The organism is Gordonia paraffinivorans (assembly GCF_900683595.1).
In the GTDB taxonomy this organism is placed as follows: Bacteria; Actinomycetota; Actinomycetes; order Mycobacteriales; family Mycobacteriaceae; genus Gordonia; species Gordonia paraffinivorans.
Map to the genome: position 1 here is coordinate 195,859 of NZ_CAACYD010000003.1, position 20,512 is coordinate 216,370.

The 20,512-nt window shown below is 68.6% G+C and carries 19 protein-coding genes and 1 pseudogene; 7 read left to right on the forward strand and 13 right to left on the reverse strand.

What is annotated here, in order from left to right; genetic code table 11:
- Nucleotides 1-2: 2 nt before the first annotated feature.
- The 5 genes from urtD to E1P53_RS01720 all read right to left on the reverse strand — a co-directional run bounded on the left by urtD (nucleotide 3) and on the right by E1P53_RS01720 (nucleotide 5,619).
- Nucleotides 3-878, reverse strand: coding sequence for an urea ABC transporter ATP-binding protein UrtD (gene urtD, locus E1P53_RS01700; RefSeq protein WP_006898666.1), 876 nt, complete (start codon nucleotides 876-878; stop codon nucleotides 3-5).
- Nucleotides 875-1,987, reverse strand: a complete 1,113-nt coding sequence (urtC, locus tag E1P53_RS01705; protein ID WP_131733270.1) for an urea ABC transporter permease subunit UrtC — start codon at nucleotides 1,985-1,987, stop codon at nucleotides 875-877. The genes urtD and urtC overlap by 4 nt, the downstream gene beginning before the upstream one ends.
- The gene (urtB, locus tag E1P53_RS01710; protein ID WP_006898668.1) at nucleotides 1,984-2,871 is read right to left on the reverse strand and encodes an urea ABC transporter permease subunit UrtB; all 888 of its coding nucleotides are present in this window, start codon (nucleotides 2,869-2,871) and stop codon (nucleotides 1,984-1,986) included. The genes urtC and urtB overlap by 4 nt, the downstream gene beginning before the upstream one ends.
- A gap of 98 nt (nucleotides 2,872-2,969) precedes the next feature.
- Nucleotides 2,970-4,253, reverse strand: coding sequence for an urea ABC transporter substrate-binding protein (gene urtA, locus E1P53_RS01715; protein WP_006898669.1), 1,284 nt, complete (start codon nucleotides 4,251-4,253; stop codon nucleotides 2,970-2,972).
- Between the two features lie 292 nt (nucleotides 4,254-4,545).
- Nucleotides 4,546-5,619: an oxygenase MpaB family protein gene (locus tag E1P53_RS01720; RefSeq protein ID WP_006898670.1), complete on the reverse strand. Its 1,074-nt coding sequence runs from the start codon at nucleotides 5,617-5,619 to the stop codon at nucleotides 4,546-4,548.
- Nucleotides 5,620-5,773: 154 nt separating this feature from the next.
- Here E1P53_RS01720 and E1P53_RS01725 point away from each other — a divergent pair, with 154 nt between their 5' ends.
- Nucleotides 5,774-6,385: a TetR/AcrR family transcriptional regulator gene (locus tag E1P53_RS01725; RefSeq protein WP_131733271.1), complete on the forward strand. Its 612-nt coding sequence runs from the start codon at nucleotides 5,774-5,776 to the stop codon at nucleotides 6,383-6,385.
- A gap of 4 nt (nucleotides 6,386-6,389) precedes the next feature.
- Here E1P53_RS01725 and E1P53_RS01730 read toward each other — a convergent pair whose 3' ends face one another.
- The gene (locus E1P53_RS01730; RefSeq protein WP_131733272.1) at nucleotides 6,390-7,667 is read right to left on the reverse strand and encodes an MFS transporter; all 1,278 of its coding nucleotides are present in this window, start codon (nucleotides 7,665-7,667) and stop codon (nucleotides 6,390-6,392) included.
- Nucleotides 7,668-7,767: 100 nt separating this feature from the next.
- On the reverse strand, nucleotides 7,768-8,100 hold the full coding sequence (locus tag E1P53_RS01735; protein ID WP_040526177.1) for a hypothetical protein: 333 nt from the start codon (nucleotides 8,098-8,100) through the stop codon (nucleotides 7,768-7,770).
- Between the two features lie 140 nt (nucleotides 8,101-8,240).
- On the opposite strand from E1P53_RS01735, the gene E1P53_RS01740 reads away from it, so the two are divergent.
- From E1P53_RS01740 to E1P53_RS01750, 3 genes are all read left to right on the forward strand, one after another.
- Nucleotides 8,241-10,478 (forward strand): DUF2339 domain-containing protein, encoded by a 2,238-nt coding sequence (locus E1P53_RS01740; protein ID WP_244941090.1) that lies wholly within the window; start codon nucleotides 8,241-8,243, stop codon nucleotides 10,476-10,478.
- Nucleotides 10,479-10,619: 141 nt separating this feature from the next.
- Complete coding sequence (locus tag E1P53_RS01745; RefSeq protein WP_131733274.1) at nucleotides 10,620-11,852, forward strand: MFS transporter; 1,233 nt, start codon at nucleotides 10,620-10,622, stop codon at nucleotides 11,850-11,852.
- 77 nt (nucleotides 11,853-11,929) lie between these two features.
- Nucleotides 11,930-12,424 carry a nucleoside deaminase gene (locus E1P53_RS01750; RefSeq protein ID WP_131733275.1) on the forward strand — a complete coding sequence of 165 codons (495 nt, stop codon included), beginning with the start codon at nucleotides 11,930-11,932 and terminating at the stop codon, nucleotides 12,422-12,424.
- Between the two features lie 18 nt (nucleotides 12,425-12,442).
- On the opposite strand, the gene E1P53_RS01755 is transcribed toward E1P53_RS01750, so the two are convergent.
- Nucleotides 12,443-13,774 (reverse strand): hypothetical protein, encoded by a 1,332-nt coding sequence (locus tag E1P53_RS01755; RefSeq protein ID WP_131733276.1) that lies wholly within the window; start codon nucleotides 13,772-13,774, stop codon nucleotides 12,443-12,445.
- 591 nt (nucleotides 13,775-14,365) lie between these two features.
- On the opposite strand from E1P53_RS01755, the gene E1P53_RS01760 reads away from it, so the two are divergent.
- Nucleotides 14,366-15,043: a response regulator transcription factor gene (locus E1P53_RS01760; RefSeq protein WP_131733277.1), complete on the forward strand. Its 678-nt coding sequence runs from the start codon at nucleotides 14,366-14,368 to the stop codon at nucleotides 15,041-15,043.
- Nucleotides 15,044-15,083: 40 nt separating this feature from the next.
- Here E1P53_RS01760 and E1P53_RS01765 read toward each other — a convergent pair.
- The 4 genes and pseudogenes from E1P53_RS01765 to E1P53_RS01780 all read right to left on the reverse strand — a co-directional run bounded on the left by E1P53_RS01765 (nucleotide 15,084) and on the right by E1P53_RS01780 (nucleotide 18,114).
- Nucleotides 15,084-16,426, reverse strand: a pseudogene (locus E1P53_RS01765) (amino acid permease).
- Nucleotides 16,427-16,601: 175 nt separating this feature from the next.
- On the reverse strand, nucleotides 16,602-17,066 hold the full coding sequence (locus E1P53_RS01770; protein ID WP_131733278.1) for an acetyltransferase: 465 nt from the start codon (nucleotides 17,064-17,066) through the stop codon (nucleotides 16,602-16,604).
- A 71-nt stretch (nucleotides 17,067-17,137) separates the two neighbouring features.
- A complete protein-coding gene (locus tag E1P53_RS01775) occupies nucleotides 17,138-17,596 on the reverse strand; it encodes a VOC family protein (RefSeq protein ID WP_131733279.1) in 459 nt (152 codons plus the stop codon).
- A 161-nt stretch (nucleotides 17,597-17,757) separates the two neighbouring features.
- The gene (locus E1P53_RS01780) at nucleotides 17,758-18,114 is read right to left on the reverse strand and encodes a zinc ribbon domain-containing protein YjdM (protein ID WP_131733280.1); all 357 of its coding nucleotides are present in this window, start codon (nucleotides 18,112-18,114) and stop codon (nucleotides 17,758-17,760) included.
- 91 nt (nucleotides 18,115-18,205) lie between these two features.
- Here E1P53_RS01780 and E1P53_RS01785 point away from each other — a divergent pair, with 91 nt between their 5' ends.
- Nucleotides 18,206-18,802, forward strand: a complete 597-nt coding sequence (locus E1P53_RS01785) for a TetR/AcrR family transcriptional regulator (RefSeq protein ID WP_131733281.1) — start codon at nucleotides 18,206-18,208, stop codon at nucleotides 18,800-18,802.
- Nucleotides 18,799-19,383, forward strand: coding sequence for a hypothetical protein (locus E1P53_RS01790; protein ID WP_016697626.1), 585 nt, complete (start codon nucleotides 18,799-18,801; stop codon nucleotides 19,381-19,383). Before E1P53_RS01785 ends, E1P53_RS01790 begins: the two co-directional genes overlap by 4 nt.
- Nucleotides 19,384-19,419: 36 nt before the next feature.
- On the opposite strand, the gene ychF is transcribed toward E1P53_RS01790, so the two are convergent.
- Nucleotides 19,420-20,499 carry a redox-regulated ATPase YchF gene (gene ychF, locus E1P53_RS01795; protein WP_006898687.1) on the reverse strand — a complete coding sequence of 360 codons (1,080 nt, stop codon included), beginning with the start codon at nucleotides 20,497-20,499 and terminating at the stop codon, nucleotides 19,420-19,422.
- Nucleotides 20,500-20,512: the final 13 nt, after the last annotated feature.

A 20,512-nucleotide genomic window follows, 5' to 3' on the forward strand; every position in this document is an offset into this window, starting at 1 on the left:
CGTCAGCCCTTCTTCTCGATCGACGCCGATTCGACGCCCGCGGCGTCCTCGGTCTCGGCGGCGATCTCCTCGAGTTCCTCGCCGCCGGCGGCGGTTCCGAGGTAGACCTCCTGGACCTTCGGGTTGGCCTGCACCTGAGCGACCGTGCCCTCGGCGATCACCTGGCCGCGGGCGAGCACGGTCACCGACGTCGCGAACGCCCGCATGAAGTCCATGTCGTGTTCGACGACGACCACGGTCCGCTCACCGCCGATGCGGCGCAGCAGGTTCCCGGTCTCCTCCCGCTCCTCGTGGCTCATGCCGGCGACCGGCTCGTCGAGCAGCAGCACCGAGGCGTTCTGCACGAGCAGCATGCCGATCTCCAGCCACTGCTTCTGTCCGTGCGCGAGGACGCCGGCCGGGGCGTCCCGCAGGTCCTGCAGGCCGATCGTCTCGAGCGCCTCGGCGATGGAGTCCGGGATCTGCGACGGCCGTCGACGGAGCATGGTCCACACCGATCGCCCGGCGCCGGCGGCGATGTCGAGGTTCTGCAGGACGCTGAGCTCTTCGAAGACGCTGGCGGTCTGGAAGGTCCGGCCCACGCCGAGTCGGGCGATCTGGTGGACCTTCTTGCCGATGAGCTCGACACCGGACTTCTGGATCGAGCCGGTCGCCTTCACCAGACCGGTGATCGCGTCGATGATGGTGGTCTTGCCGGCGCCGTTCGGGCCGATCAGGAACCGCAGGTCGCCCTGCATCAGCGTCAGGTCCACCCCGGACACGGCCTTGAACCCGTCGAACTCGATGGTGAGATCACGCACCTGCAGGTAGTCGCTGTCCATTCCGGCATTTCCGCCGGCGACGGGTTCGACGACGCCGGTCGTCTCGGTTCCGCTCACGAGGACGCTCCTACCTTGGTCGTGGACACCTCGTCGATGTCACCCGTGGGTGCCGGATCGGACGGTTTCCGGCGGCGCCACCTGAACAGCGCCCCGAGTCCGGCAAGGCCGGCCGGGAAGAAGCCGACCACGACGATGAACAGGATGCCCTGCGCATAGGTCCATCCGGACGGGAAGTTCTCCGACAGGCTCGTCTGCGCCCATGCGACCGCGATCGCGCCCAGCACCGGACCGAGCAGCGTGGTGCGACCGCCGATCGCGACGCCGATCAGGAACGCGATCGACGGGACGATGCCGACGTCGGCGGGCGAGATGATGCCCACGATCGGCACGAACAGCGCGCCGGCGATGCTCGCGAAGAGGGCTGCGACCGCGTAGGCGACGACCTTCACGTTGGCCGGGTCGTAGCCGAGGAAGCGGACCCGCTCCTCCTGGTCGCGGACGGCGACCAGGAGTTCGCCGTAACGGCTGTACATCAACTGCCGGGTGAGGGCGACCACGATCAGCAGCGTCGCGGCGGCGATGTAGAACAGCAGGTGCCGGTTCACCGGGTCGTTGAGCGCGAGCCCGAAGAAGCTGCGGAAACGGTTGAGCCCGTTGCTGCCGCCGGTGGTCTGCTGACCGATCAGCAGGATCGCGAAGGCGGCGGCCAGCGCCTGCGACAGGATCGCGAAGTAGGCGCCCTTGACCTTGCGCTTGAACACGCCGAAGCCGAGCAGGACCGCGATCAGGGTGGGCACGAACAGGATTCCGAGGATCGTCACCACCGGCGAGGCGAACGGCCTCCAGTAGCCCGGCAGTTCGCGGATGCCGGCGATCTGCATGAAGTCGGGGACGTCGTCGCCGCGGAGTTCGGCGTCGGAGATCTTCAGGTGCATCGCCATGATGTAGGCGCCGAGACCGAAGTAGACGCCCTGCCCGAGGGTGAGCATGCCGCCTCGGCCCCACGCCAGGCCGATGCCGACGGCGACGATGCCGAAGCAGAGGAACTTGCCGAGCAGGTTGAGGCGGAAGTCCGAGAGCATCGCGGGCGCGACGCCGAACAGGAGTGCCGCCGCGACGGCGAAGCCGGCGTACACCTTCCAGTGGTCGGAGGGATGGTCCTTCACACGAGACTCCTCGTCTGGACCGTGAACAGGCCCTGGGGGCGGATCTGCAGGAAGATCACGATGATCACGAAGACGGCGACCTTCGCCACCGAAGCGGTCGTGCTGTATTCGATGAAGGAATTGAGGATGCCGAGGGCGATCGCGGCGATGACCGCACCCTTGATCTGACCGAGACCGCCGATGACGACGACCAGGAACGCGTCGATCAGGTAGGTCATGCCGGTGTTGGAGCTGGTCGAGCCGATGAGGGTCAACGCCACGCCGGCGACGCCGGCGAGGCCGGACCCGATGAAGAAGGTCGTGATGTCGGTTGCCCGGCTGTCGATTCCGCTCGTCTCGGCAAGGTCGCGGTGCTGCACGACGGCGCGGATGCGGCGGCCCATCGGGGTGTACCTCATGACCACCGAGATCGCCACGACCGCGATGACGGCCAGCAGCATGATGAACAGCCGGGTCTTGGGCACCACCGCGCCGAGGACGTCGACGCCGCCCGACAGCCACGACGGGGCGGTGACGTCGACGGCGGGCGCACCGAAGATGTCACGCGCGAGCTGCTGCAGGATGAGGCCGACGCCGAACGTCACCAGCAGGGTGTCGAGCGGACGGTCGTACATCCGTTTGATCAGGGCGACCTCGAGGATCACCCCCATCAGGCCGCCGACGAGGAACCCGATGACCAGCGAGACGAGGAGGGACACATCGGCATTCGAGACCAGGTACTCCTGCACCGAGTACGCGGTGTAGGAGCCGGCCATGATGAATGCGCCGTGGGCCATGTTGATCACGCCCATCTGACCGAAGGTCAACGACAGGCCGAGCGCTGCGAGCAACAGGATCGAGCCGAGACTCAATCCCGTGAAGAGCTGTCCGATAACGGTTTCCACGTCACCATCCGTTCGCTGTGGGTGTGCGTCGCCGGGCGCCGGCACCGGGACACGCAGGTGACCCGCCCCGCGCGAGCGCGAGACGGGTCACCGGATGATCAGTTGCCCAGGCCCTTCGCCCACGGGTAGTTCTCGAGGTACGGGTCCGGCTCGATCGGCTGGCCCGAATCCCACACCGTGTAGATCAGGCCGTCGGGACGGATCTCGCCGATGCGTGCGGTCTTCGTGATGTGATGGTTGTCGCCGTCGAGGGTGACCGTGCCCTCAGGAGCGTCGAAAGTGACTCCGCCGGAAGCCTTCTTGACCTCTTCGACGTCGAACGACTTGGCCTTCTCCACGGTGTTCTTCCACAGGTACACCGACGTGTAGGCCGCCTCCATCGGGTCCGAGGTGGGCTTGTTGGCGCCGTAGGCGTCCTTGTAGTCCTGGACGAAGGACTTGTTCTGCGGGTTGTCGACGGTCTGGTAGTAGTTCCACGCGACCAGCTGTCCGGCGATGTTCTCCACCCCGATGCCGCCGACCTCCTCCTCCGCGATCGACACCGACACGACCGGCATCTGCTGCGGGGTCAGGCCGACGTTCTTGTACTCGCGGAAGAAGGCGACGTTGGAGTCGCCGTTGAGGGTGTTGAACACGGCGTCGGCGTCGGCGGCGCGGACCTTGTTGACGATGGTCGAGAAGTCCGTCGAGCCGAGCGGGGTGTAGTCTTCGCCCTTGATCTCGATGCCGTTGGCGTCCGCGTAGGCCCTGATGATGCGGTTGGCGGTCTGCGGGAAGACATAATCGCTGCCGACCAGGTAGAGGGACTTGACGCCCTTCTCCTTCAGGTACTCCAGGGCCGGGACGATCTGCTGGTTGGTGGTGGCGCCCGTGTAGAAGATGTTGGGCGAGGACTCGAGACCCTCGTACTGCACCGGGTAGTAGAGCAGGGCGTTGTTGTCCTCGAAGACCGGCAGCATCGCCTTGCGGCTCGACGACGTCCAGCCGCCGAACACCGCGGCGACGCAGTCGCTGGAGATGAGCTTCTCGGCCTTCTCCGCGAACACCGTCGGCTCCGACGCGCCGTCCTCGCCGATCAGCTGGATCTGCTTGCCGAGGACGCCGCCGTTGTCGTTGATCTGCTCGACCGCGAGTTTGATCGAGTCACGCACCGTGACCTCGGAGATCGCCATCGTGCCCGACAGCGAGTTCAGCGAACCGACCTTGATGGTGTCCCCGTCGGTCTTGACGCACGAGGTCCCGCCCGAGGCCGATTCGTCGCTCGCGGAACTGCCGCACGCGCTCAGCGCGAGGGCCACTGCGGACAGTGCTGCGGGGATCATGATGCCGTACCGCCGACGGCGTGTGGGGGTGACGGCGGACGGCAAGGAACTGAACGGCATCCGGTGGCCTTTCTCAATACGTCTCGGAATCGGCTCGGTCGGGCCCAGAGAGACCGGTGCACCTTCGCACCGAACGACCCCCCGATCGGATACGCGATGCCACGAACCCGGCGAAGTCGCGTATGGGAGGTAAACGTATTGATGGTTTGTTACGCCGCGATGACCCGAGGTGAATTCCCCGTTTCCGCTTCACGGGGCCTCACGTCGGATTCACGCCATCGAATCTTGTTGTGGTCAGGGGCATTTCGGACAGATCTCCCACGGGACGATCAGGATGCCCCGCCGTGGACGCTCAGTGGGAGAAGGCCGCCTCGACCTCGTCGCGACTCATCTCGGGGTCGGTCCCGAGCTCGTATCGCGGAAGGGTGTGCGGCACATCGGTGCCGCCGGCGACGCGGCGCTTCGCGGCCCGGAACTCCGGAACCTCCCCCATCGTCAGGTGGGCGGTGTTGATGATGCTCCAGACCAGAGCGCGTCGGGCCCGACGCTCCACCGGGTTCGGCGGCCGGTAGGAGATGAGCTGCTGCGCCCAGCGGGGCTGGATGTCGCGGATCGCCCAATCCACCGCCGCCTGCGCGCGGTTGCGCAGATTCACCCCCGTCGCCATCGCGTTGCCGTGTGTCAACGCGAGGCGCGGGAGGTACGACCGGAGGCATTCGAGGGTCTCCGCCTTGGTCGCCGGCAGATCCGTTCCTCCGAGCGCATGCCCGACTCGCACGAATTCGCCGTAGTACCGGTCGATCTCGGCGCCGCGCAGGGGACGCGGATGGTAGATCTCGTGGGCCGTCGCGATGCCCCAGACGACCGTCGCGTAGTTCCACCGCAGCCACTCCGGGTCGTCGGCGTCGTAGACCGCGCCGTCGGGCCGCACCCCCTTGATGGTGTGGTGCATCGCCCGGACCGTTCGGGCGAGTCGTTCGGCGGTCTCGGTCGATCCGTATGCCGTGCCCATGAAGAAGGCCAGCGAGTGCCCGAGTCGGGTCGTCGCGCCGTCGGGGTCGATGGACGTCGTGGGCGTCCCGTCCTCCTTGCGCCGGACCAGGCGCGAATGATGCATGCCCATCCAGTAGATGGACGGGTCGAGTCGTTCGATGTATGACGCGGCCTGCAGGCCGAAGATCAGCGCCGGGGTGTGCGAGTGGACGTACCAGGTGGCGCTGTCGGGCCCGAACCATCCGGGGTCGCCCGTCGGATTCTCGAAGTCCATGCCCCGGAAGAACTTCGCGCGGACGTTCTCGTCGAACTTCCCGTTCAGCCACGAACCGACGACCTCGTGCGGCAGCGCGAGCGGCACCCGCCCGGGCGAGGGGAGCTTGACCGACGGGATTCTCACCTGCGGCAGATCTGCCGTCGCGGGCGCGTTCATGGGTCGTCCTCTCCGTGTGCGCCGATCCCCGTCCGAGCACGTCCCGAACCCATCGGCGACACATTGTGGTCACGGCTGTACCCAGATTAACCCTTTGGGCACACCCGTGACCAGACCTTGCCGGCGACGGCCTCCCGCCGTCTATGGTGGAACGATGTCGAGTCCGACCCGATGGGCCGGCGTCCCGCTCGCGGATCGCCGCGCCGAGCGCCGTGCGAGCCTGATCTCCGCGGCCTTCGACATCTTCGGCGGAACCGGCCCCGAGGCGGAGCTCTCGGTGCGGTCCGTCTGCCGTCACTGCGGCTTCAACACGCGCTACTTCTACGAGAGCTTCACCGACACCGACGAACTCCTCGGCGCTGTCTACGACGCCACGGCCGCCGAGCTCGCCGAGGTGGTCGCGGACGCGATGGCGGCCGCCGGGCCGTCGGTGCGGGCACGCACGCGTGCCGGTATCCGGGCGGTCCTCGGGCACGCGTCGCAGGACCCACGACGCGGCCGCATCCTCTTCACCGAGGGCCGCAGCAACCCGGTCCTCGTCGAGCGACGGGCCGCCACGCAGGACATGTTGTTCCAACTCGCGTTCGCCGAGTCGGATCCCCGAGAGCCCGATCCCCTGCCCGCCAAGGTCCGGGCGGCGATGTTCACCGGCGCGATGGCCGAACTGGCCCAGCAGTACCTGGCCTGCAACCTGGGCGACGACCTGGACCGGGTCGTCGACGAGGTGGTGGAGACGCTGCTTCCCTCGCGCCGCGCTTCTGCATGAGGCCTCACCCCGCCGGCCGCGACCCCGTCCGAGCCAGGGCCCGCACCGGCGCCGGCCCCATGCCCCGGTCGAGCGCCGCGATCATCATCACGACGCCGATCCCCGACAGGATCAACGACGTGCCGAAGAGGGTCGGGAACCCGAACAGGTCGCCGATGATGCCCGCGGAGAATCCGGCCGCCCCCTGGACGCCGACCACCGCGCATGCGTAGAGCGTGTAATCGCTTCCCTCGTGCCCCTTTTCGCAGGCGTCCATCATGAGCGTGAACACGGCCACCGTCGCGGCGCCGCCGAGGACGTGTTCGGCGAGACTCGCGGTCACCACGATCCAGAAGCCGCCGGCGCCGAGCGCGGCGACGAGGTAGAAGGCCAGGCTCAGGGTCTGGGTGACGCCGCCGAAGAGAAGCGCCGAGCGCCGCCCGAACCGGAACGCCAGCCAGCCGCCGAGCGCCGCACCGGCCAGCGCCCCCGCCGAGGACAGCGCCCCCTCGATGAGGGCGATCTGTCCGAGCGAGAGCCCGATGTCGGACATGAACGGCCCGACGAGCGCCGAGCCCATCGAGTTCCCGAACTTGTACGCCCCGACGACCACGATGAACACGATGACCCCGGGGCGCCGGAGCCGCTGGAGCCATCCGGTGACCAACAGCGCCGGTGACGGACGGCGTTCGCGGGCGACGGCGTCGGCGTCTCGGCCGGGTCGCGAGCGTCCGACGAGGAACCAGACGGGCACGGTCACCGCGAACAACATGACCGACATGGCCACGAAGAGCGTGCGCCACCCCGCGATCGAGAAGAGCCAGAGCAACCCGCCGCCACCGACGATCATGCCGATCCGGTAGGCGCCGACCTGGATTCCGTTGCCGAGACCGCGTTGTCGCGGTCCGAGCGTCGCGACGGCGAGGCCGTCGGTCGCGATGTCCTGCGTCGCGGACGCCAGGTTGATCACCGCGATGCCGATGAGCATCCAGACGAGGGTTCCGGACAGGTCCAGACATGCGAGAACGAGCGCGACGGCAGCCGAGGTGAGCTGCGTCGCCAGCAGCCAGCGTCGTCGCGTGGCGTACCGGTCGACGTACGGCGCCCACAGGAACTTCAGTCCCCACGGAGCGAACAGGAGTCCGTACACGCTGATCTGGGTGAGCGAGTAGCCCTCCTCGCGGAGGATGACCGGGACGGCCTGGCTGAAGAATCCGTAGGGCAGACCCTGCGCGAAGTAGAGGGCGGTGAGCAGCAGCAAGGTGCTGCCGGCCAGCGCGCCCGTGCGCGACGGAGTCGACATGGCAGACATCATGCCTCAGCCGGGGTGGGCGCTCAGCGGTCGAGTTCCGCGTGCGCGAACACATGCGGCACCGGGCGAGCCGCCATGGTGGGATCGGCGGTCAGGCCGCCATCGCCGGGAACGCCAGGGACACCAGCATGAGGGCGAGCAGGAAGATCCCCGCACCCTGCCACGTCGGCCAGGTACCGCCGCGGCGGTAGACCCGGTACCCGTTGACCAGCGCGCCGACGCCACCGAGGAAGAAGGCCGCCGGAACCAGCGAACCGACGACCATGCTGTCACGCGCGGTCGCGAGGAAGATCGCGCACACGACGGCGGCCACGACGACGACCGCCAGCACGTAGAGCACCGCGGAGCGATACGCAGCCGGGTCCTGCCAGCGCTTCTCCACATCGGCACGTCCGCGATCGATGGGATTGTGTGCATCAGTCATGACCAGGGCGTACCCGCATGGGGCGACCCCTGAAACCATGACCGCGACCACCCCCGACAGCGGCACGGCCGGGAAGTCCCCACCCGCTCTGGGTAGGACTACTCATGACCCCGGCGCGCCCCGGGGACCATGGTCGGTACATGACCACACCCAGCAGCATGTTCGGCGGTGCACCGGGCGCCGCGACGCTTGCCCGGATCTCCGCCGAGTTCGACGCCATCGCCCAGCAGATGTCCTCCGTGTCCGCCGACTTCGACGAGCTCAAACGCCTGGTCGAACGCTCCGAGACCCCCGTCGCGGAACCCGGCGCGACGCCCGTCCCCTCGCCGACCGTCGAGCCCGGGGACGCCGCGTCGCCACCGATCGCCCAGCGGGCCGAGACCCCGGACGTCGCGCCGGCGCCCGGGCACCAGCCGACGCCCCGGCTCATCCCGCCGACGACCGCCGCCCGCCCTGATCAAAGGCCTCCGACCTCCGCGGTTCCGCAGCCATCCCCGCCACAGCTAGCGGCGTCGCCGCAACCGTCGTCTCGGTCGCCCAAGGGCCCGTGGACGCCCGACTGGGCCGCCATCGGCCGACAGCAGCCGCCGCATCCGGCCTACGCGCCGCCCCCGCAGCGTCCGTTCACCCCGCAGGCACCGTTCAGCCCACAGCCTCCGTTCATCCCGCAGCACCCGTTCACCCCGCAACCCGGACGCCCGCCCGCTCCCCCGGTTTCCGACCGCATCTCCGACGCCGTCGAGCGCGGCCTCATCGGCAAGGTCCTCGCGGTCGCCGGCGTCGGCGTGACCCTCGTCGGCGTCGTCCTGCTGCTGGTTCTGGCCGCGCAGGCGGGCATCCTGCGTCCCGAATTCCGGGTGGCCGGTGGCGCGGTCCTCTCCGCAGCGCTCGTCGGCGCGGGGATCTGGCTGCAGCGCAAGCGAGATGGCCGCATCGGGGCGATCGCCCTGGCCGCGACCGGGCTCGCCGCCGGCTACCTGGACGTCCTGGCCGCGACCAAGATCTACGAGTGGCTGCCGGTCGCCGCGGGACTGACCACCGCAGGCGTGATCGCCGCGGCCGGACTTGTCCTCGCATACCGGTGGGACAGTGAACATCTCGGGATTCTCGTGGTCGTTCCCCTCATCGCGCTGGCACCGGTGCTGACCGGCGGCCTCGACATGACGCTCATCGCGTTCATGGTGATGCTCGCGATCGCGTCGTCGTGGGTCCAGGTCGGCCACGACTGGATCTGGCTGCACGCGCTGCGACTCGCCGCCCCGACGATCCCGCTGACCTTGGTGGGCGCGTCTGCTCTGAGCGGCCCGAGCGGCGACCTGGCCGGCCTCGGCCTCGAGTTCTCCGCCGCGACGCTGATCGTCGTCGTCCTCGGTCTGGCCGGTGCGCTGGTCGCCATGCCGACGACCCGGTTCCGCGAGGTCACTGCCGGACTCGCGGCCGCGACGACGTTCCCGGTCCTGTTCGCCGGCGCGGTGATGGACACCGTGGGCGCGGTGTCGCTGCAGGCGGCCACCGCAGTCCTCGTGATCGGCACGACCGTCGTCTGCTCGCTGGTCAGGTCCGCGCGGTTCGGGCCGCTGCCCGACGTGGTCGCCCAGATCTGGTCGGCGACCGCACTGGTCATCACGTTCGTCGCGCTCCTCGTCTCCTTCGACGGCAGCGTCACGGTGTCGGCGATCCTCGGCCTGGCCCTCGTCACGGCCCTTGTCGCCCGCGCCTGGTCGTCGACGTCGGTCGTCCTGCTGGTGGGCGGCACCATCGTCTGGACGATCGGCTTCGGGATGCTCCTCTCCGATCTGGCGCCCTACGTGCTGGCCGACGCCGCACGCATGGAGACCCACGCGTCGCTCGCGGTCGTGTTCGCCGCGCTGCTGGCGGTGGCGGGCGCGATCATCCTCGCCGACAACTGGATTCGCCTGACCGACCGCGACGTCGTCGGCCTCGCCTACACCGTGCTCGGCGTCGTCGCCGTGTACACGGCCACCGCGATCTGCGTGACCTCCGGCGTGTTGCTGGCCGGCGCGGACGGATTCCTCGGCGGTCAGGTCGCCGCCACCACCTGCTGGGTCGTCATGGCCGGCGGGTTGCTCGCCCACGCGCGCCGGCGCCGTGGCGGCCGGCGGACCGCAGCCGTCACCGGAGGGCTGGTGCTGGTGGCCGCGGCGATGGCCAAGCTGTTCCTCTTCGATCTCGCCACGCTCGACGGCATCTTCCGCGTGATCGTGTTCATGGTGACCGGCCTGCTCCTGCTCGGGCTCGGCGCCTGGTACGCGCGGGCCCTGCACGACGACGGCGACCCGGGGCAGCAGCAGCCGAATCCCCCGGCGCCCATGCCCCCGGCCCCGATGCCCCAGCCGGGTACTCCGGCCGGCCACTGACGGTCTCGGAGAGTCGCCGCGACGCCGTTTCCCATCCGCCACTCGGATCCCCTGAGCGCGTGGGAGACAGCGTCGCGCGAACAACTGTGACATTCGCCCGCCACCCTGCCGCGATCGTTCGCAGACCTTACTGTTCGTCGGGTGACCAGCGATCAACGTGCAGCGGAGCGGGTTCCGGCGGCCGTGTACATCATGGCGTGTTGCACGTTCCTGATGTCGACCAGCGAGTTCATCATCGCCGGGCTGCTCCCCGACCTGGCCGCCGACTTCGGGATCTCCGAGGCCCGCGCCGGGTTGACGGTCACGGTGTTCGCGTTCGGGATGATCGGCGGCGCACCGTTGATGGCGCTGCTGACCGCACGCGTCCAGCGCAAGGTGACACTGGCGTCGTCGTTGGTGGTGTTCTCCGGCGGCATGCTGGTGTCAGTGCTCACCGACGACTTCTGGGTGCTGATCGCGGCAAGGTGCGTCGCCTCGGTGGCGACGAGTGGGTTCTGGACGGTCGGCGGCCTCGTCGCGGCCGATCTGGCCGGACCCGCGCGCCGGGCCGGCGCGATAGCGATCGTGCAGGGCGGCGGGATGATGGCCAACGTCGTAGGCGTCCCCCTCGGGTCGTTCGCCGGCCAGATGTTCGGTTGGCGCACCGCGTTCTGGGCGCTCGCGGCCCTCGCCGTGGTCGCCGCGGCGGTCGTGGTCACGACGGTCCCGCGCGACCGCCACGAACGCCCGAGACTGTCGCTGCGACAGGAGGTCTCGGGTGTGCGCTCACAGCGGCTGTGGCTGGTGCTGGCGACCTGCGTCGCGGTCGCGGGCGGGACGCTGTCGGTGTTCGCCTTCGCCTCGCCGATGCTGACCGGAGTCGCCGGGCTCGACGCGTCGCTCGTGCCGGTCGCGTTGGGCGTCTTCGGTGTCGGTGCCACCGTCGGCCAGATCACCGGCGGCCGGCTCGGCAACGCGCGCCCGCACCGCACCGCCGCGATCGCCATGGTCGCCACCGCGGTCGTCACCGGCTCGCTGCTCGCGTTCTGCGGTCACTCCTGGGCCGCGGTGGCGTTGCTCGGGCTGCTCGGGTTCACCGGCATGGCGGCCTTTCCCGTCCTGGTCTCGCTGTCGATGCATCACGGCAGCGAGGCGCCACTGCTCGGCGCGGCACTGCCGATCGCGTTCGTCAACGTCGGGATCACCGCGGGCAGCTTCCTCGCCGGTGTCGCCCTGGAGTCACAACTGGCCGCCCGCGGGCCTCTCGTCGTCGGTCTCGCCGCGAGCCTGCTCGCGCTGATCCCGTTCGCGGCGCTGCTGATCATGAACGCTCGCCATCGCCCCGACACCCGGATGGTCGACGCCACGCACACCCCCGGCACCATCGCCTCGTAGGGACATCGGCGCGCGCAGCCGGGCCGCCTCCCGGCCCGGCGGTTGTCGTCGGGACGATCCCGGGGCACCCTCGTCACATGACCCCGAACCTGCACCCCCGCACCGGCCTCGACCTCCGCACGCTGCTCGACGTCGCCTACGAGCAGGCACGCATCGGACTCGACGAGGGCGGCATCCCGATCGGCGCCGCCCTGTTCGCCGCGGACGGCACGCTCCTCGGAGCCGGGCACAACCGCCGGATCCAGGACGACGATCCCTCCGCCCACGGGGAGACCGACGCCTTCCGGGCGGCCGGCCGCCAGCGCGACTACTCGTCGACGATCATGGTCACCACGCTCTCCCCGTGCTGGTACTGCTCGGGGCTGATCAGGCAGTTCGGCATCGGGACCGTGGTGATCGGCGAGAACCGCACCTTCTACGGCGGCGAGGACTGGCTGCGCGAGAACGGGATCGAGGTGATCGTGCTCGACGACCAGCGCTGCGTCGAGATGATGTCGGACTACATCACCACCCATCCCCAGGTGTGGAACGAGGACATCGGCGTGGCCGACGACGCGGATTCTGCCGAATAACCGCAGCGCTCCGGCGATTCAGCTCACCTCGTAACTCAGTCGATAGACCGCCCTGCCCTTGGCGAACTCGAGGATTCCCTTCTTCGCTCCCGGGGTCAGCTTCTCGGTCCCGAGGTTGTCGTGGGGGTTGTCCGGCGGGTTGTCGCGTTCGGTGACGTTGACCAGCGCGTTGCCCGTGAACTGGACGGTGGCGTCGATCGCGCGCTGCTTGCCCTGCCTGAGCTTCAGATGCTTCAGGCACTTGTCGTCGCTGCCCTTGACGCAGATCGGGGCGCCCTCGACGCTCACGACGATCTCGTCCTCCTTGTCGGTGTCGGTCAGCTTCTTCGCCTGCAGGGTGCCCAGTTTCAGCGTGCCGCCGGGAACGGAGGTCACATCCTCGAGCTTGGCGATGTGGGCGCCGCGGATGATGTTGCGCGCCGGGTCTCCTGCCCGATCGTCGAACTTGTGGGAGCCCGACTCGTAGTTGAGGAACAAGCGGTTTCGCGCGGCGTCGATCGCGATGCCCTGGGACATGCCGGGACCGCGGAAGCAGCGTGGCCTCGCCTTGTCGAGGTTCGTCTCCCCTGCGTCGGTCGCATAGACGTTGCTCCGCACATTGCGACCCAGCGAAGTGCTGAAGAACATCGTGTTCCCGGCCTTCGCGACTCCCTGGGTTCCCTTCGGGACCTCGTACCGCATCTTGCCGTTGCCGCCGGGCTTCGGGTCGGTCTCCAGCCTCCCGTCGTCCTTGATCGTGTATCGGTGCATCCAGTCCCGGGACCCGAGGTTGAACCTGCCCGCGTACAGCTTGTTGCCGTCGACCGTCATGAACGACTGGCCGTACACCTTGCGGTCGGCGCCCTTCGGGCTGATCGAGCCCTTCTGCTGCAAGGCGTTTCGGACGTCGGCGAGTGCGTAGTGGCGGATCGAGTCCGATTCCTGCGGCCCGCCCAGGAAGAGGTGCCCGCCGCCGATCGCCATTCCGCCCGCGTGCGTCGGCATTTCGCCGGCCGAGCGTTTGTCGACCATGACCCAGCCGAGGAGCCGGTGCGGGGTGTTCGCGTCGACGGCGATGATCTTCGCGCGGTCGTCGGCGCCGCCCGAGACGTAGGTGGCGATGAGGAGCGCGTCCCGGCCGCTGTCGTCCCAGTCCTTCCAGTACGCGATGGCCTGAGGGGTGTATCGGCCCAGCTGTTCCTTGGAGAGAATCGGTCCCTCACGGAACCGGCGGTCGTACAGGTACGACGCCGACTCTCCGTGATACCAGCCGCCCGGTGGTGGCTTGCCGCTGCTGTCGGACTCGCAGCGGACGGTGGTGGTCGCGTTCGGCGGAGCCGCCGACGCGCTCGGCGCGCCCGGTGCCACCATGGCCCCCCGACGAGGGCGGCGGCTCCGGTGGCGATGATCGAGCGAAAGCGGCGGCGGATCACGTCGTCTCCTTCAACGGCTCGTCGGCGAATGGGGCGTCGGCGAAGGACTCGTCGGCGAATGGGGCGATGGCCCGTCCACTCTTTCCAGGTCCCCGATCACGTTTCCATCCCCCAGATGAGGGGATGGCGGTTGACGGCACCTGGTTCGAGGGCGACGGTGGAGGCGTGGGCCCGGACAGATCGCCGGCGGTCGTACGACGGCGCAAGGACGAGTTGATGCGGCGCGCCGGGTCCGCCTCCACCGTGCGCGAGGTGTTCGACCTGCTGACGACCCGCCTGCCGGGAATCGTTCCGTACAGCAGTGCCGTGTGGACCGCCGCGGACCCGGATTCCGGCCTGCCCAGCTCGCCGACACTCTGGGAGGCCGGCACCTCGGGGAACCGCCGCAGGTGGCGGCAGGACGTCGCTCGCGTCGAGGTCGGCGATTACGTGGCCCTGGGCCGGATCGCCCGTTCCACCAGGGCGCGGTCGTGCCCGGCCGCGAGAGCTGCGCGCAGTCCTGGCCTGCGAGAACTCGCCCTGGGCGCTGGTGTCGCTACGACGCGAAGCCGACGAACGCCCCTTCACCGCGGCCGACGAACAACTCGTGGCGGGACTCAGCGAGCCGCTCGGACGACAGGTACGACGTCTCGTGCGCGCCGGTCTGCGCCGCGCACCGGACGGTCGGTTGCCGGCACATCCCGGGCTCCTCGTTTTCGACACGCGCCTGGACCTCGTGGCGACCGGCGACGACGTCGCTCCGTGGCTGTCGTCGCTCGGCGACGAAACCCACGTGGCGAGCGCTTTCGGCCTGCCGGTCCCGATGTGGGTCGTCGCCGCGGCAGCACGGGCCCTGCAGTCGGCGCAGGAGGGCGGCCACGGTCGCGTCGGGGTGCGGGCGGCCACGATGAGCGAGCAGTGGCTGTTCGCCCAGGCGTCGGTCACCCGCGGTCCCGACGGACGCCCGGACCGCGTCGTCGTGGCGCTCGACGCCGCCCGGCCGTCGGCGATTGCGCCGGTCATCGCTGCGGCACACGGGATCTCGGTCCGCGAACGAGAGGTCATCGGTCATCTCGTCACCGGAACCGGTACGTCCGCGATCGCCGATTCGCTGGGGATCTCCGCACACACCGTCCGCGACCACGTGAAATCGATCCTGCACAAGTTCGGCGCGTCGAGCCGGGCCGAACCGACGGCCCTGCTGCTCGGTACGCACCGGCCACTCTGACCGGACCACGTGCATCGGCGCCGCGGCCGGCAAAGGCCGCTCAGCTGCCCGGCGAACCCTGGTGGACCGGCTCGCGTGGATCGGCCGCGTCCGGTTGTCGTCGACGCCGGTGCACGACGATCCCGATCGACACGATGACCACCGCCGACAGCACGGACAGACCGATGGCCTCACGTTGCTCGTCGTCGAACGCCATCAGCACCAGGACGCCGACGATGAAGGCCATCACCACGACTGTCAGGTACGGGAACAGCCACATGCGCACGGGCGGCCGCTCGCCTCGCGCGCAGGGCACGGCCGAGCACGAGCTGGCTCGCGGACACGCTCAGGTACACGAACAGCGCGACGGCGCCGCTGGTGGCGAGGAGATAGCCGAAGATCTTGTCGGGCAACACGTAGTTGCCGATGACCGCGAGGAATCCGACGATCATCGACGCGAGCACCGCCACCCACGGCACCCCGTTGCCGGTGAGCGACCTGACCGCCTGCGGCGCGTCGCGACGGCTCCCGAGCGAGTAGAGCATGCGGGAGGCCGTGTACAGGGCGGAGTTCAGGCACGACGCGACGGCCGTGAGGATGACGAGGTCCATGATGAGCGCCGACCCCGGCAGGCCGATCGCCTCGAGCACGGACTGGTACGAGCCGTCGTCGAGCCGGTCGTAGGGCATGAGCGCGACCACCACGAAGATCGAGCCCAGATAGAACAAGGAGATCCGCCAGATGACGGAGTTCACGGCCTTGGTGATGCCGCGCTTCGGGTCCGGTGATTCGGCGGCCGCGATCGTCACGATCTCGGTCCCCATGAACGAGAACATCGTCACCAGGAGGCCGGCGATGACCGCGCCGAAACCGTTGGGCATGAAGCCATCCGGCTCCCACAGATGGTGCAGACCGCTCACCCCCGAATCCGGGATCAGCCCGCAGATGGCGAGGATTCCGACGATGATGAACGCCACGATGGCGAGGACCTTGATTGAGCGCGAACCAGAACTCGAACTCGCCGTAGTTGCCGACGCTGACGAGGTTGGTGACTGTGAGTGCGATCGTCACGGCCAATACCCAGATCCATTGGGCCCCACCGATCAGATCGGTGAGGATCGCGGCCGCCGCCGTCGCCTCCACCGGGATGACGAGCACCCAGAACCAGCAGTACAACCAGCCGACGGAGAAGCCGGCCCACCGCCCGAGCGCGCGGTCGGCGTAGACGGAGAACGAGCCGGTGTCGGGGTCGGCGGTCGCCATCTCCCCCAACATCCGCATGACCAGCACCACGAGAGTGCCCGCCATCGCGTAGGAGATGAGGACGGCCGGACCGGCCTTCTCGATCGCGTTCGCCGATCCGACGAACAGGCCCGCGCCGATGACCCCGGCGATCGAGATCATGGTGATGTGCCGGGGCTTGAGGCTCGAACCGAGGCGATCCGCGGACTGCGCCGCATCGCCCCGTCGTGACGACGAGTTGCTCACCGCGGATAGGTGCCTGGGCTGATGCCGGCCGAAACCTCCCCGACCCGGGCTCGATTCCATGACCCGAGATCGCGCCGAGCGCGGCCTCCGGCTATGGACTCGGCCGCTCGGCCACCAGGGCCAGGTGCAGGAGCGGGTACGGGCGCCCGGCCTCGTCGCGGTCACTGCGGCCGATCACCTCGAAGCCGCGTCGGAGATAGAACCGCACCGCCTGGTCGTTCTGCTCGTTCACGTCCACCGCGCGGATACCCGCGGCGTCCACGGCGTGCGCGAGCAGGGTGGTGCCGACGCCGGCCCCGCGGACGTCGGCCCGGACGAACAGCATCTCCAGTCGCGGCCCCGACACGCCTGCGAATCCGACCGGCGTGCCGTCGGCGTCGGCGACGGTCAGCTCGACCTGTGGGAGGTACACCGTCGCCATCCGGCCCTCGATCTCGTCGCGGTCAGCCTCGGCGAGAAAGTCATGAGTGGCGTCGACCGCGCTGCGCCAGACCCCCACCAGCGTCGGGAATTCAGCCGGTCCGAGACAAGGTCGAAGGCGGGTCGAGGTGTCCATCGGTACGGTTCTACCAGGACTCAACGGCCCTGATGCGCCTGAGCGCGGCGATTCCAGTGCCGCGTCGGTGGTCAGTACGGCTGGGAACCCGGCGTCGACTTCGTCAGATCCTGCGCCAGCATCACGATGATGCCACTCGGACCCCGGAGGTAGGTGAGCTTGTAGACGTCCTCGTACTCGGCGACCCCGCGCAACGGATGACACCCGTGCCGCGCGGCGATTTCCAGTGCCGCGTCGAGATCGTCGACGGAGAAGGCGACGCGATGCATCCCGATCTCGTTGGGCAGCGTCGGATTCGTCTCGATCGCGTCGGGATGGATGTACTCGAACAACTCCAGCCGCGCATGTCCGTCCGGCGTCTGGAGCATCGCGATCTTCGCATGGTTGCCGTCGAGACCGACTGCGATGGAGGCCCATTCACCGCTCACCTCCTGTCTGCCCACGACGGTGAGACCGAGGTCGGTGAAGAAGGCGATCGCCTCCTCGATGTCGCGGACCGCTATGCCGACGTTCTCGAGTGCGATGGCCATGGGTCCCACGCTAGACCCGTTCGCCGCTGGGCACCCCGACAACGCGGAGAGCGCGGGTCTTGTCGCGAATGTCCGCCATACGACGAAAATCCCGTCGCGTCGTGGCCCGACAACCGGGCCGGAACGCAACGGGATCATCAGATGATCGGGTTCGCCCGAACTCAGACTGCCTTCTTGACGACGCTCGACTTGAGCTGCATCTTGCCGAAGCCGGGCACCGCCGCGTCGATGTCGTGATCACCGACGCCGTCCGAGATCAGGCGGATGCCACGGACTTTCGTGCCGATCTTGATGGTGCCGCCACCGCCGCCCTTGACCTTGACGGTCTTGACGATGGTGACGGTGTCACCGTCGGCGAGGACGTTGCCGACCGAGTCCTTGACCACCGCGTCGGCAGCGGCCTCGGCCGCGTCGGACGCCGACCACTCGTGACCGCACATCGGGCACACCAGCAGGGCACCCTGCTCATAGGTGAACTCCTGCGAGCACTCCGGGCAGGGCGGCAGCTGATCAGACATTGAACCGGAACTCGACCGAGTTCCGGCACGGACGAACATCTGGCACACCCGCCTCGCAATCCGATACACTCGTATCGATTAGGAGGTGCCAGTGAGCCGAGGTGTGGGGCGGGACCACGAGACAGTGCGCGGCGCTATCGCTGCCGCAGCGTGCGTACTGGTGGCGGAGGAAGGTGCCGGCGCGTTGACGGTGCGACGAGTTGCTGCCGCTGCTGGGGTCTCGCCCGGCCGGGTTCAGCACTACTTCCCCGACCGCACTGCTCTGATGCTCGGGGCCTTCGACTCGGTACAGCACGCCGTTGCCGCAGAGGTGGCCACGGCCGTCGGGGAAGCCGCCGCGCCGGAACAGGTGTTGACCGCCGTCCTGCGCGCGATGATTCCCACCGACGACACAGCGATGCGACGACTGCGGGTGGTGGCGCAGTTCGAGTCGCTGGCGCTCACGGAGGACATCCTGGCGACGAGGATCCGCGAGGGGCACGCCGAACTTCTCGCCTTCCTCGAACGCCTCCTGGAATCCAGCAGGATCCGCCTCGACTCGAACAACACCGAAGGCACTCTTCAGGGACTCCTTGCTACGGCCGAAGGGCTCAGCGGGCAGGTTCTCCTCGGCCAGTCCTCGCCCGATCGGGCGCTCGCGCTGCTGCAGACATCCATCGACGACATGTTTCGAGGAGTCGCATCGTGACCACGCAATCATCAACGACGCTGAGGCCCCTCCGGTGGGGAGCCGGCCTCATCCGGGGGAGATTCGAGGTGCACCGGAACGGACATCACTACGTCGTCGACTCCGGGTACCTCGATCTCGATGAGCGCATCTCCCTGTACCGCGACGGTCGCCTCGTCGACACAACGCGACGCAAGGCCTCCTTCGCCATCGAAGACGGCGCGCACATCGAGGCAGCTGTCGCAAAGCTCGGGATGAAGTACGTACGCATCCGCGAGGCGAAGGCACGGGAGACCCAGCCGCTGACCCCTGCTGCGGGCACCGCCGAGGCTTGGCGAGCGAACCTCGACCGACAGCACCCCGCAACCAGTCGAGCAGTCGGAATCGTCGCCACCCTCATCGTCGTGGGGGTGCTTCTGCTCGAGCTTCCTCAGCTGATCAACCTCGTCGGTCTGCTGACGTCGTACGTCGGGCTCCCAGTATTCGAGATCCCGGCGATCCGCCTCGCGGGTTGGCAGAACCTCCTCGTCATCATCGCCGGAGGCCTCGCGGCGATCGAACGAGGGCTGAGCATGAGATACAACCCACTCTTGGACGACTGAACCCCCGCTGGTCAACGCGATAGGCAGCCAATCGCCTCACACATTGAAGCGGAACTCCACGACGTCGCCGTCCTGCATGACGTAGTCCTTGCCCTCCATGCGGACCTTGCCGGCGGCCTTGGCCGCGGCCATCGATCCGGCCTCGTCGAGGTCGTCGAACGACACGATCTCGGCCTTGATGAAGCCCTTCTCGAAGTCGGTGTGGATGACGCCGGCGGCCTTGGGAGCGGTGTCGCCCTGGTGGATGGTCCAGGCGCGCGCTTCCTTGGGACCCGCGGTCAGGTAGGTCTGCAGGCCGAGGGTGTGGAAGCCGGCGCGGGCGAGCGAGGTCAGGCCCGGCTCCTCCTGGCCGATCGAGTCGAGCAGCTCCTGCGCGTCCTCCTCGTCGAGTTCGAGGAGTTCGCTCTCGACCTTGGCGTCGAGGAACACGCAGTCCGCAGGCGCGACCGCGGCACGGAGTTCGGCCTTGCGGTCCTCGTCGGTGAGGACGCTCTCGTCGGCGTTGAAGACGTAGAGGAACGGCTTGGCGGTCATCAGGTGCAGCTCGCGCACCGACGACAGGTCGAACGAGTCCTTCTGGGAGAACAGCGTCTTGCCGCCGTTGAGGATCTCCTGCGCCTTCTTGGCGGCCTCGAGGGTCTCGGCGACGTCGCGGTTCTTGCGCGCCTCCTTCTCCAGGCGGGGGATCGCCTTCTCCAGGGTCTGCAGGTCGGCGAGGATCAGCTCGGTCTCGATGACCTCGATGTCGGAGAGCGGGTCCACCCGACCGTCGACGTGCACCACGTCGGCGTCGGCGAACACGCGGACCACCTGACAGATGGCGTCGGCCTCGCGGATGTTGGCGAGGAACTGGTTGCCCATGCCCTCACCCTCGGAGGCGCCCTTCACGATGCCCGCGATGTCGACGAACGACACCGTGGCCGGCAGGATGCGCTCGCTGCCGAAGATCTCGGCGAGGCGGTTGAGCCGCTTGTCCGGCAGTTCGACCACGCCCACGTTGGGCTCGATGGTGGCGAACGGGTAGTTGGCCGCCAGCACATCGTTGCGGGTCAGGGCGTTGAACAGGGTCGACTTACCGACGTTGGGCAGACCGACGATTCCCAGGGTGAGACTCACGGGGGTCCAGTCT